The following is a 12,055-nucleotide window of genomic DNA, read 5'->3' as shown; positions in this document are numbered from 1 at the left end:
GTTTATCCACAGCCTTATAAGGTGACGCCGTCCGCCGTGCCGCTTAGCATGTGCGGCTGCAAGGAAGTCCATGTCCGCCGTTTTCTCCTATGCCGACAACGATCCGTCGGCCGACCGCCAAGTTGCGCAGCTGCGCATCCCCCCGCATTCGATCGAGGCCGAATCGAGCGTGCTCGGCGGCCTCTTGCTCGACAACGGCGCCTGGGACCGCATGGGCGACCTGCTCGTCGACGGCGACTTCTATCGCCACGAGCACAAGCTGATCTATGCGGCGATAGGAACGCTGATCAACGCCAGCAAGCCGGCTGACGTGATCACCGTCTACGAGCAGCTGCAGAACCTTGGCAAGGCCGAGGAAATCGGCGGTCTGGTCTACCTGAATTCGCTGGCGCAGTACGTGCCGAGCGCGAGCAACATTCGCCGCTACGCAGAGATCGTGCGCGAGCGCTCGATCCTGCGCAAGCTGGTGAGCGCCAGCGACGAAATCGCGACCAACGCTTTCAATACCCAAGGCAAGTCGGTCGACAAGATCCTCGACGAGGCCGAACAGAAGATCTTCAACATCGGTGAGGAAGGCACGCGCATGAAGCAGGGCTTCCAGGGCATGGATTCCCTGGTGGTCGAACTGCTGGACCGCGTGACCGAGATGGCGGAGAACCCCAACGACATCACCGGTGTGCGCACGGGTTTCTACGACTTCGACAAGATGACCTCGGGCCTGCAGCCGGGGGACATGATCGTGCTGGCCGCGCGTCCGTCCATGGGGAAGACTTCGCTGGCGATCAACATCGCCGAGCATGTGGCGCTCAACGAGGGGTTGCCGGTCGCGGTGTTCTCGATGGAAATGGGCGCTTCGCAGCTGGCGGTGCGTATCGTCGGCTCGATCGGGCGCATCGACCAGGGGCACCTGCGGACCGGCAAGCTCACCGACGAAGAATGGCCGCGCCTCACCGAGGCCATCGAGAAGCTGCGCAACGTGTCGCTGCACATCGACGAGACACCGGGCCTCACGACCAGCGAACTTCGTGCAAACGCACGCCGCCTCGCGCGCCAGTACGGGAAGCTCGGCCTGATCGTGGTCGACTACCTTCAGCTGATGAGCGTGTCGAGCAGCATGAGCGACGAGAACCGCGCCACGGCCGTGGGCGAGATCTCGCGCGGACTGAAGATGCTGGCAAAGGAACTCAAATGCCCGGTGATCGCGTTGTCGCAGCTCAGCCGCGGTGTGGAAAGCCGGACCGACAAGCGTCCGATGATGAGCGATCTCCGGGAGTCCGGTGCCATCGAGCAGGACGCCGACATCATCATGTTCATCTACCGCGACGACTACTACGACAAGAACAGCAAGGAGCCCGGCGTGGCCGAGGTGATCATCAGCAAGCATCGCAACGGCCCGACGGGCACGGTCAAGCTTGCATTCCTCAAGCCGCTCACCAAGTTCGAGAACCTGGCTGGCGGCGGAGGCGCCGACTTCTGACCCTGGCCGGCGGCGCGGACGGACGCTACCGCAGCCCGGACGATTGAGGTTCCGCCGGGTCCTCCTGCAGGCGGCGCAGCATCTCGGCCAGCGTCTTGCCGGGTTCGTCGCGAAAGCGCTCGGGCAGAACTTCGACCTGGTCGATGCGATCGATCCGGAAGGCTCGAAAGTCCTGCCGCAGCTCGCACCAGGCCGAGAAGGTCCAGACCCGGCCCCAATAGAAACAGCCGAGCGGCCGCACGATGCGCTGGCTCGGCGCGCCGCTGACGTCGCGGTAGTCCATGCTCAGCTTGTTGCGCGACTGCACCGCTTCGCGCAGCGTCTGCAAACGGGCGCGCGTGCCATCGTCGATGGAGAACGCCGGCGCGAAGAGCGCCAGGCTTTCTGCCGAGGCGCGCGCTGCCGGCGGCAGCACCGAGAGGATCTTGCCGAGCGCGGTCTGGATGTCGCGCGCCAGGGCGGGATCGACCGAGCTCTGGGCCAGCCTCGCCGAGGCGACGAGGGCCGCGGCCTCATCCTGCGTGAACATGAGCGGCGGCAGGTCGAAGCCGGCGCCCAAGCGGTAGCCGACGCCGGCTTCCCCTTCGATCGGCACGCCCTGGCGCTGCAGGTCGGCCACATCGCGGTAGACGGTGCGTTCCGACACTTCCAGGCGCTGTCCCAGGAATGCGGCGGTCGTGAGTCGTCGCCCGCGGATGAGCTGGACGATCTGGAACAGGCGGTCGGCGCGGCGCATGCAGGCAGGTCAATGTCGAACGGGCTTCTTGTCGAAATCTTTGTCAGTCCAGGTTGACGCCGATGTGGATGGCGACCTGGTCGGGGCCGCTGTAAGCCTCGAAGTCGCTGCGATAGGTCCGCTTGATTTCCGGGTGCTGCTCGAAATACTGCCAGATCGACTGCCAGACCGCGAGCACCATCTGCGGCATTTCGCCTTGTCCGCTGAAGACGAGGTAATCGCCGGCTTCGATCCGCACGGTCGCCGGGCCGTCCGAGACGGCCACGCCGGTCGTGATGTCGAAGGCGCCATGCGCATCGGATTCGTAGGCCGAATAGACGCCGTAGAGCCGCATGTCGTTGATCCGGTGCGGCCTTTCATAGGCTCGCTCGTCGAAGAAGCGCGTCCAGAGCTTCCCGATCCGGGCCGATTGCGGATCGTTTTCCTCGCGGTTTGTGGTTCGCACGGTCAGGCCGGCGATGCTGAACGCGTCATGGCGTTGGAGCTGGGGTTGCATGGTTTCTTTTCCTCTTGAATCAAAGGTCCAATGCCCTGATGCTGGCGTTCATGGCGCCGGCGATCAGGTGGATGTCGTGGTCGCTGACTTCGAGCAGCCCGAAGCGGAGCTTGTAGCCCCAGCGCTTCGGGTCCTCGACGAAGTCGAGGTGGTCGATGAGCGGCAGGATCGGTGCCTCCTGCGCGGCCACGTAGCCCACGTCGCGTCGCCACGCCACGAAGCCGCCGCCCATGTCCGCTTCGTAGGGCTCGCCCCTCTGCACGACGCCGATCGAGACGAAGCTCTGCAGCTTGTCGGTGCCGTGGAGCACCGTGGCGGGCGCGTAATAGGCGACACGATCACCCGGCGCGAGGCGCCGGAGGGGCGCGAGTTTGCCATGGCCGACCTGCATGAAGCCCAGGCCGGCGTGGTCGCGCCCACGGCGTGCATGTTCTGCGCTGGCGACGGCGATCCAATTCCTGCGGTTCATGCCGCCAATGCTGCGCGGAGGCTACTGACAACGTCCTGTCAGCAGCCTTCGCGCAAAGCGCAGGAACGCAGGCCGGCTACAGCACGTCGCTCGCGAAATCCGCCAGGCGCGAGCGTTCGCCGCGCGCCAGCGTGATGTGCCCGCTGTGCGGCCAGCCCTTGAACTTGTCGACCGCGAAGGTCAGGCCGGAGGAGCCTTCTGTGAGATAGGGTGTGTCGATCTGCGCCAGGTTGCCCATGCAGATGATCTTGGTGCCCGGGCCCGCGCGCGTGACCAGCGTCTTCATCTGCTTGGGCGTCAGGTTCTGCGCCTCGTCGATGATCACGTACTTGTTCAGGAAGGTGCGCCCGCGCATGAAGTTCATGCTCTTGATCTTGATGCGGCTGCGAATCAGCTCGTTGGTGGCCGCGCGGCCCCATTCGCCGGCGCCGCCGCTGTCGCCCTTGGCCAGGAACTCGAGGTTGTCGTCGAGCGCGCCCATCCAGGGCCCCATCTTTTCCTCTTCGGTGCCGGGCAGGAAGCCGATGTCTTCGCCGACGCTCACGGTCGCGCGGGTCATGATGATCTCGGTGTAGCGCCGATCGTCGAGCACCTGGGTGAGGCCCGATGCCAGCGCCATCAGCGTCTTGCCGGTGCCGGCGGTGCCGGTCAGCGTGACGAAGTCGACCTCGGGGTCCATCAGCAGGTTCATCGCGAAGTTCTGCTCGCGGTTGCGCGTGTTCACGCCCCAGACGGCATTCTTGATCGACCCGTAATCCTTGAGCGTCTTGAGCACCGCCGTCTTGTCCCGGATCTCGGTGACCCGTGCATACATGCTCGGCTCGCCGGGCGCCTCGAAGTAGACGAACTGGTTGATGTAGAGGTTCGGGACGATCGGGCCGCTGATGCGGTAGAAGGTGCTGCTGCCGCTCTGCCAGCTTTCGATGGTCTTGCTCTGGCGCGTCCAGAAATCGGCCGGCAGCGCCAGCGAGCCGGAGTAGAGCAGGTCGCCGTCTTCGAGCGTCTTGTCGTTCTGGTAGTCGTCCGCCGCGAGGCCGAGTGCACGCGCCTTGACGCGCATGTTGATGTCTTTCGACACCAGCACCACTTCTTGCTTCGGCCGGCCGGGCGCGTCCTGGGCATAGAGGTCGCGCAGTGCCTGGACGACGCCAAGGATCTGGTTGTCGGCCTTGCCCTGGGGCAGGCTGGTCGGCAGCGCATAGTCGAGCGGAGCGGTCTGGAAGAACAGCTTGCCGCCGGACTCCCGGTGGCCGGTGGAGTCGAGCTTCAGGCCCTTGGCGATGTCGGCGCCCTGGGTGCCGGCGAGCGCATCGAGGGTGCGGCTGGTCTGGCGGCCGTTGCGCGCGACTTCGGTCGTGCCTTTCTTGTGGCCGTCGAGTTCCTCCAGCACGATCATCGGCAGGAAGATGTCGTGCTCCTCGAAGCGGAACAGGCACATCGGGTCGTGCAGCAGCACGTTGGTGTCCAGCACGAACAGCTTGGCCGGGCCGTTGGGTTTGCTGCGCTTGGCGCGCGCCGCGTTCTGCGGTGCAGCGGGGACTGGAGCGGGGCGGCTCTCGATCTGGCTGCGCGACGGCGCGGTCGGCGCCGGAGAGGGCGCCAGCGCCCTGACTTTGGGCACGGGCGGCGCCTCGATGCTGCCGCCGCCTTCTGCGGCGTGACGGTCGAACAGTTCGAGCGGCTGGGGCCCGCTGGACCGGGTCTCTTCAGTTCGCCGATCGGACGAGCGGCGGCCGTTTCTTCCGTGCGAAGAACGGGCGGGCGCGTCGTGCGCGTCCGGCGAAAGCAATGCGGCGCGTTTCGTGGGTGCGGGAGGCAGGGGCATGGGGCAGTTCGCTCGCAAAAAGAAAGAGGCCAGAAAGCGAAAAAGCCGCCTGAAGACCAGGGCGGCTTTGTTCGGGGGATGCGGTCGTGGAGCTCAACGGCATGAAACCATTATGCACAACGAATGTGTCACCTCCCGTGAACGTTGCGCATCGCCAACGCGACCGCGCAAAAGTACACGCTTGCAGGAGATCAGGCGGCCTTCTTGAGCGCCTTGACTGCTTTGAGCACGTCATCGACATGGCCTGGGACCTTGAGGCCGCGCCATTCGGCCTTGAGCACGCCGTCGGCACCGATCAGAAAGGTGCTGCGCTCGATGCCCTTGACCTTCTTGCCGTACATGATCTTGTTCTTGACCACGCCGAACATGTGGCACATCTTTTCTTCGGTGTCGGCGATCAGCTCGAAAGGGAGCTCGAGCTTGGCCTTGAATTCGTCGTGCGACTTCATGTTGTCGCGCGACACGCCGAAAACGGTGGCGCCGGCTTTCACGAAATCCTTGTAGCGGTCGCGGAACTGCATCGCTTCGGTGGTGCAACCGGGCGTGTTGTCCTTGGGATAGAAGTACATCACCAGCACGTGCCCGAGGTGCGAGGTGTTCGAAACCTTGATGCCGCCGGTGGCGTTGGCGTCGAATTCGGGAATGGGTTTGTTGACAACGATCGCCATGAAACTTGTTTTCTCCGTTTGATTCCATGTTCGAGCCCGCTCCTGGCTCTGGAGGCGCTCGAAATGGAGGATTGGTCGTTGCTTTACTGGGCGGGCTGCCGCTTTGCAACCCGCTATTTTACCCCGAAACGCCCTCTATTTGCCGTCATCCGGCCTCTCGACCAGCAGGGCGGCAACCACATGACGGCCTTCGCCCGCGAGGATGTTGTAGGTGCGGCAGGCGGCGGCCGTGTCCATGGTCTCCACGCCCGTGCGCTGCGCCATGAGTGGCTGCAGCCAGGCTGCCTGCGGAAAACGGATGCGCCCGCCGCTGCCGAAGATGATCAGTTCGGCGCCCATTGAGGCCAACTGCGCGAAATGCTCGGCGCCGAGCTGGTCGAAGCGGGTGCAGTCCCACGCGAAGCGCTCGCCGCGCGAGCCGATCACCACGCTGCTTTCGATCTTCTCGTTGTTGACGGCCACCCAGCCGGGACCGTGTGCGGTGAGGGTCTGGACGTCGGATTTGTCGGGCTGGAGCTTCATCGGGAGGCCGGGGGAACTGTGGTCAAATTATAGGTTTTCCCCCGTGCAGACGCCCTTGGAGGGACTTTGAAAGCGATCAAGAAATCGGCCAAGCTGGCCAACGTGCTCTACGACATCCGCGGCCCGATCATGGACGCCGCGAAGCAGATGGAGGAAGAGGGCCAGAAGATCATCAAGCTCAATATCGGCAACCTCGCGCCGTTCGGCTTCGATGCGCCCGAGGAGGTGCAGCAGGACATGATCCGCAACCTGCCGGCCTCGTCCGGCTACTCGGACAGCAAGGGCATCTTCGCGGCGCGCAAGGCGGTGATGCACGAGACCCAGAAACAGGGCATCGCGGGCGTGACGCTCGACGACATCTACCTGGGCAACGGCGCCAGCGAATTGATCGCGATGGCCGCCAACGCGCTGCTCAACGACGGCGACGAGCTGCTGCTGCCTGCCCCCGACTACCCGCTGTGGACTGCGGTCGCGAGCCTTTCGGGCGGCAAGCCGGTGCACTATCTCTGCGACGAGGACAACGGGTGGATGCCGAGCCTCGACGACATCCGCGCCAAGATCACGCCCCGGACCAAGGGCATCGTGGTCATCAACCCCAACAATCCGACGGGGGCGCTCTATTCGGACGAGTTGCTCAAGAGCATCGTCGCGATCGCGCGCGAGCACGGCCTCGTGATCCTTGCCGACGAGGTCTACGACAAGGTGCTGTACGACGGCGTCAAGCACACCGCCATCGCCAGCCTGTCGAAGGACGTGCTGACCCTGACCTTCAACTCGCTGTCGAAGAGCTACCGCTCCTGCGGCTACCGCGCCGGCTGGCTCGTGGTGTCGGGGGACAAGAAGATCGCGCAGGACTACATCGAAGGCCTCAACATGCTTTCGAACATGCGCCTGTGTCCCAACGTGCCGGGTCAATGGGCGATCCAGACGGCGCTCGGCGGCTACCAGAGCATCAACGACCTCGTGGGGCCCGGCGGCCGCCTGCGCCACCAGCGCGATCTGGCCTACGAACTCATCACCGCCATCCCCGGGGTGACTTGCGTCAAGCCGAATGCCGCGCTCTACATGTTCCCCAAGCTGGACCCCAAGGTCTACCCGATCGACGACGACCGGCAGTTCTTTCTCGAGCTGCTGAAGGAAACCAAGGTGATGCTGGTGCAGGGCACCGGCTTCAACTGGGCGACGCCGGACCATTTCCGCATCGTGTTCCTCCCGCATGAGGAAGACCTGCGCGAAGCGGTGCAGCGCATCGCCGACTTCCTCGAACGCTACAGAAACCGGGCCGCCGCCTGAGGCCCTCATCGCTCAAGAGACGAAACGAATGAAACCCATCCAAGTAGGCCTGCTCGGCATCGGCACGGTCGGTAGCGGCACCTTTCAGGTGCTGCGGCGCAACCAGGAAGAAATCAAGCGCCGTGCCGGGCGCGGCATCGAGATCACGATGGTCGCCGACCTCGACCTGGCGCGCGCCAAGGCTGCCGTCGGCGAGGGCGTGCAGGTCGTGAACGACGCGCGCGCCGTGATCGCCAACCCCGACATCGACATCGTGATCGAGCTGATCGGCGGCTACGGCATCGCGAAGGAACTGGTGCTCGAGGCGATCGCCGCGGGCAAGCACGTGGTTACCGCCAACAAGGCGCTGCTCGCGGTGCACGGCACCGAAATCTTCGCGGCCGCCCATGCCAAGGGCGTGATGGTGGCCTTCGAGGCCGCCGTGGCCGGCGGCATCCCGATCATCAAGGCGCTGCGCGAAGGGCTCACGGCCAACAGCATCCAGTGGATCGCCGGCATCATCAACGGCACCACCAACTTCATCCTCTCGGAGATGCGCGACAAGGGCCTCGATTTCGGCACCGTGCTGAAGGAGGCGCAACGCCTCGGTTACGCCGAAGCCGACCCGACCTTCGACATCGAAGGCGTCGACGCCGCGCACAAGGTCACGCTGATGAGCGCCATCGCCTTCGGCATCCCGGTCCAGTTCGACAGGGCGCATATCGAGGGCATCACCAAGCTCGCGGCGCAGGACATCAAGTACGCCGAGCAGCTCGGCTACCGCATCAAGCTGCTCGGCATCACCAAGCGGAAGGCGCAGGGCATCGAACTGCGAGTGCACCCGAGTCTCGTGCCCTCGAAACGCCTGCTCGCGAACGTCGAAGGCGCGATGAACGCCGTAGTGGTCAACGGCGATGCCGTCGGCACCACGCTCTACTACGGCAAAGGCGCCGGCAGCGAGCCCACCGCCAGCGCGGTGATCGCCGACCTGGTCGACATCACCCGTCTGCACACGGCCGACGCGGCGCACCGCGTGCCGCACCTGGCCTTCCATCCCGACGCCATGAGCGACCTCAAGGTGCTGCCGATGGCCGAGGTCGTGACCAGCTACTACCTGCGCCTGCGCGTCGCCGACGAGGCCGGCGTGCTGGCCCAGGTCACGGGGCTGCTCGCCACGGCCGGCATTAGCATCGATGCGGTGCTGCAGCGCGAAGCCGACGAGGTGGGCGGCGAGGGTTCGACGCAGACCGACCTGATCATCCTCACGCACGACACGCGCGAAGGCACGCTGGACGACGCGCTCGCCCAGCTGCAGGCGCTGCCCACGGTGCTGGCGCCGATCGTGCGCATCCGCAAGGAAGAGCTGTCCTGATGCGCTACCTGTCCACGCGCGGCCATCCGGACCGCCGCCGCTTCTGCGAGATCCTGCTGGAAGGCCTGGCGCCCGACGGCGGCTTGTACCTGCCCGAGCGCTACCCGCAGGTCGACGCGGCCACGCTCGCGAAGTGGCGCGGCCTGCCGTACGCCGATCTGGCCTTCGAAGTGCTCTCGCTCTACATCGACGACATTCGGCCGGCCGACCTGAAGGCGATCTGCGCCAAGACCTACACCGCCGAGGTGTTCGGCACGCCCGAGATCGTGCCGCTGCGCGAGCTCGAAGATGGCGTCTATCTCGAGGCCCTGTCCAACGGCCCCACGCTCGCCTTCAAGGACATGGCGATGCAGCTGCTCGGCAACCTGTTCGAGTACGAACTCGCGCGCCGCGGCGAGGAGCTCAACATCCTCGGCGCGACCAGCGGCGACACCGGCAGCGCCGCCGAATACGCGATGCGCGGCAAGAAGGGCGTGCGCGTCTTCATGACCTCGCCCGACGGCCGCATGAGCCCGTTCCAGCAGGCGCAGATGTTCAGCCTGCAGGACGCCAACATCCACAACATCGCGATCGCCGGCGTGTTCGACGATTGCCAGGACATCGTCAAGGCGGTCTCGAACGACCTGAATTTCAAGCGCAAGTACAGGATCGGCACCGTCAATTCGATCAACTGGGCGCGCCTCCTGGCGCAGGTGGTCTATTACTTCGCCGGCTACTTTCAAGCGACGGCGGACAACGAAAAGCAGGTGAGCTTTACCGTGCCTTCCGGCAACTTCGGCAACGTCTGCGCCGGCCACGTGGCGCGTTCGATGGGCCTGCCGATCCGCACGCTGGTGGTCGCGACCAACGAGAACGACGTGCTCGACGAGTTCTTCCGCACCGGCGTCTACCGCGTGCGCTCGGCTGCCGACACGCACGAGACCTCGAGCCCCTCGATGGACATCTCCAAGGCCAGCAACTTCGAGCGCTTCGTGTTCGATCTCGTGGGCCGCGATGCAGCGAAGGCGCGCGGCCTGTTCGAAGGCGAGCTCGGCCGCAACGGCCGCTTCGACCTGAGCGCCGACCCGGCCTTCGCGCAGGCTTCCGAACGCTTCGGTTTCGCGAGCAGCCGCAGCACGCATGCGGATCGGCTCGCGACCATCCGCGACACGGACAAGCGCTTCGCCACGCTGATCGACACACACACGGCCGATGGCCTCAAGGCCGCCCGCGAGCATCTCGCAGCGGGCATTCCGATGATCGTGCTCGAGACCGCGCTGCCCATCAAGTTCGCCGAAACCATCGTCGAGGCACTGGGCCATGAGCCCGAGCGCCCCGCGCGCTTCGAAGGCATCGAGGCGCTGCCCAAGCGCGTCGTCAAGCTGCCGGCCGAGGCCGAGGCGGTGAAAGCCTACATTGCCCAGCACTGTGATTGATCGCGAAGGCGGCGCATGAAAGTCATCGGCTTCGCCGGCTTCTCGGGCGCGGGCAAGACCACGCTGGTCGAACGCCTGATCCCCGTGCTCAAGCTGCACGGCCAGCGCGTTTCGGTGGTCAAGCATGCCCATCACAAGTTCGACATCGACCATCCGGGCAAGGACACCTTCCGGCATCGCGAAGCCGGTGCCTTCGAGGTGGTGGTCGGGTCGGACAAGCGGCTCGCGCTGATCCGCGAGTTCGAGCGACCGACGCAGCTCGACGTGCACGACCTGGTGGCCGAACTCGATGACCGTGTCGACTGGGTGCTGGTCGAAGGCTTCAAGCACAGCGACCTGCTCAAGATCGAGATCTGGCGCGAGCCCGGGGAGGGCGAGGCCGCTCGCCCCGCGCGCTACGTGGAAGACGCGCACATCGTCGCGATCGCGACCGACACGCCGGAACGCCTGCCTACCGCCACCGAGCTGCCGATCTTCGACCTGAATGACGTCGATGGCATCGGCGACTGGCTGCTGCAGAACGCGGGGCGTTTCGAGTACAAGGTGGAACGCCATGGCTGATCCATCCGCACGTCCTCCCCTGATGCCGCTCGACGAAGCGCTCGCGCGCCTGCTCGCGGCCGCCACGCCGCAAGTCGGCATCGAAAGCGTCTCCACCTTCGAGGCCGACGGCCGCGTGCTCGCGCAGGACGTGGTGTCGGCACTCACCGTGCCGCCGCGTGACAACAGCTCGATGGACGGCTACGCGCTGCGCGTAGCCGATTGCGCGGCACCCGGCGCGGTGTTGCGGGTGGCGCAGCGCATTCCGGCCGGCAGCGTGGGCACGCCGCTTGCGGCCGGCACGGCAGCGCGTATCTTCACCGGCGCGCAGATTCCCGAAGGCGCCGACGCGGTCGTGATGCAGGAAGACACGAGCGCGCTGCCCGAGGAGGGCGGCCTCGGAAGCGTGCGCATCGAGACCGTGCCCGCCGCGGGCCGGTGGATTCGCCGCGCCGGCGAAGACGTGGCGGCCGGCGACGTGGTGCTGTCCAGGGGCGAACGCCTCACGCCCGCGGGCCTGGGGCTGGCTGCCAGCGTCGGCCTCGACCGGTTGCAGGTGGCGAAACGCCCGCGCGTCACGCTGCTGTCGACCGGCGACGAACTCGTGATGCCCGGCGAGGTGGCGCCCGAGGCGATGAAGCCGGGCTCGATCTACAACTCCAACCGCTTCTTCATGCGGGCGCTGCTCCAGCGGCTGGGCTGCGAGGTGAACGATCTGGGCATCGTGCCTGACCGGCGCGACGCGACCATCGAGGCCCTGCGCGCCGCGTCGCTTCGCAGCGACGTGATCATCACCACCGGCGGCGTGTCGGTCGGCGAGGAAGACCACATCAAGGCCGCCGTGCAGGCGCTGGGCCAGCTCGACCTGTGGTCGCTCTCGATGAAGCCGGGCAAGCCCTTCGCCTACGGCCGCATCGGCGACGCGCACCTCACCGGGCTGCCCGGCAACCCGGTTTCGAGCTTCCTGACATTCCTGCTGCTCGTGCGCCCGTTCCTGCTCACTCTGCAGGGCGCGACGCGCGTGGCGCCGGCGCCGATCGCGATGCGTGCCGATTTCGACTGGCCGCGCGCCGACCGGCGCCGCGAGTTCCTGCGCGCGCGGCGCAACGCCGCGGGCGGGCTCGACCTGTTCGGCAACCAGAGCTCCGGCGTGCTGACCTCGATGGTCTGGGGCGACGGTGTGATCGACACGCCGGCGGGCCGGCCCTTCAAGGCCGGCGACACCGTGCAGTTCATTCCCTTCGCATCGCTCCTGGCCTGAAC

12 protein-coding genes are annotated in these 12,055 nt (G+C 65.9%); 6 read left to right on the top strand and 6 right to left on the bottom strand.

The window, feature by feature from the left end:
• The first annotated feature begins 70 nt into the window (after nucleotides 1–70).
• On the top strand, nucleotides 71–1,477 hold the full coding sequence (gene dnaB, locus ACSQ9I_RS19720; protein WP_093109826.1) for a replicative DNA helicase: 1,407 nt from the start codon (nucleotides 71–73) through the stop codon (nucleotides 1,475–1,477).
• Nucleotides 1,478–1,502: 25 nt separating this feature from the next.
• On the opposite strand, the gene ACSQ9I_RS19715 is transcribed toward dnaB, so the two are convergent.
• From ACSQ9I_RS19715 to ACSQ9I_RS19690, 6 genes are all read right to left on the bottom strand, one after another.
• On the bottom strand, nucleotides 1,503–2,213 hold the full coding sequence (locus ACSQ9I_RS19715) for a helix-turn-helix transcriptional regulator (protein WP_093109825.1): 711 nt from the start codon (nucleotides 2,211–2,213) through the stop codon (nucleotides 1,503–1,505).
• 43 nt (nucleotides 2,214–2,256) lie between these two features.
• Nucleotides 2,257–2,709 carry a GyrI-like domain-containing protein gene (locus ACSQ9I_RS19710; protein ID WP_436314180.1) on the bottom strand — a complete coding sequence of 151 codons (453 nt, stop codon included), beginning with the start codon at nucleotides 2,707–2,709 and terminating at the stop codon, nucleotides 2,257–2,259.
• A gap of 19 nt (nucleotides 2,710–2,728) precedes the next feature.
• Entirely contained in the window at nucleotides 2,729–3,178 is a 450-nt protein-coding gene (locus ACSQ9I_RS19705) for an EVE domain-containing protein (RefSeq protein ID WP_436314179.1), read from the bottom strand.
• A gap of 76 nt (nucleotides 3,179–3,254) precedes the next feature.
• Nucleotides 3,255–5,003 (bottom strand): PhoH family protein, encoded by a 1,749-nt coding sequence (locus tag ACSQ9I_RS19700; RefSeq protein WP_436314178.1) that lies wholly within the window; start codon nucleotides 5,001–5,003, stop codon nucleotides 3,255–3,257.
• Nucleotides 5,004–5,194: 191 nt separating this feature from the next.
• Nucleotides 5,195–5,671 carry a peroxiredoxin gene (locus tag ACSQ9I_RS19695; protein WP_093109821.1) on the bottom strand — a complete coding sequence of 159 codons (477 nt, stop codon included), beginning with the start codon at nucleotides 5,669–5,671 and terminating at the stop codon, nucleotides 5,195–5,197.
• Between the two features lie 135 nt (nucleotides 5,672–5,806).
• A complete protein-coding gene (locus ACSQ9I_RS19690) occupies nucleotides 5,807–6,193 on the bottom strand; it encodes an Mth938-like domain-containing protein (protein WP_093109820.1) in 387 nt (128 codons plus the stop codon).
• A 66-nt stretch (nucleotides 6,194–6,259) separates the two neighbouring features.
• Here ACSQ9I_RS19690 and ACSQ9I_RS19685 point away from each other — a divergent pair, with 66 nt between their 5' ends.
• From ACSQ9I_RS19685 to ACSQ9I_RS19665, 5 genes are read left to right on the top strand one after another with little or no spacing between them, the layout of a single operon-like run.
• Complete coding sequence (locus tag ACSQ9I_RS19685; protein WP_093109819.1) at nucleotides 6,260–7,486, top strand: pyridoxal phosphate-dependent aminotransferase; 1,227 nt, start codon at nucleotides 6,260–6,262, stop codon at nucleotides 7,484–7,486.
• A gap of 28 nt (nucleotides 7,487–7,514) precedes the next feature.
• Nucleotides 7,515–8,837, top strand: a complete 1,323-nt coding sequence (locus ACSQ9I_RS19680) for a homoserine dehydrogenase (RefSeq protein WP_436314177.1) — start codon at nucleotides 7,515–7,517, stop codon at nucleotides 8,835–8,837.
• On the top strand, nucleotides 8,837–10,252 hold the full coding sequence (gene thrC, locus ACSQ9I_RS19675; RefSeq protein WP_436314176.1) for a threonine synthase: 1,416 nt from the start codon (nucleotides 8,837–8,839) through the stop codon (nucleotides 10,250–10,252). The genes ACSQ9I_RS19680 and thrC overlap by 1 nt, the downstream gene beginning before the upstream one ends.
• Before the next feature lie 15 nt (nucleotides 10,253–10,267).
• On the top strand, nucleotides 10,268–10,813 hold the full coding sequence (gene mobB, locus ACSQ9I_RS19670) for a molybdopterin-guanine dinucleotide biosynthesis protein B (RefSeq protein WP_436314175.1): 546 nt from the start codon (nucleotides 10,268–10,270) through the stop codon (nucleotides 10,811–10,813).
• Complete coding sequence (locus ACSQ9I_RS19665; RefSeq protein WP_436314174.1) at nucleotides 10,806–12,053, top strand: molybdopterin molybdotransferase MoeA; 1,248 nt, start codon at nucleotides 10,806–10,808, stop codon at nucleotides 12,051–12,053. Before mobB ends, ACSQ9I_RS19665 begins: the two co-directional genes overlap by 8 nt.
• Nucleotides 12,054–12,055: the final 2 nt, after the last annotated feature.

The sequence above is a fragment of the Variovorax sp. LjRoot84 genome (genome assembly GCF_964254305.1).
GTDB lineage: Bacteria > Pseudomonadota > Gammaproteobacteria > Burkholderiales > Burkholderiaceae_C > Variovorax.
This window is presented reverse-complemented; position numbering and strand designations above follow the sequence as displayed.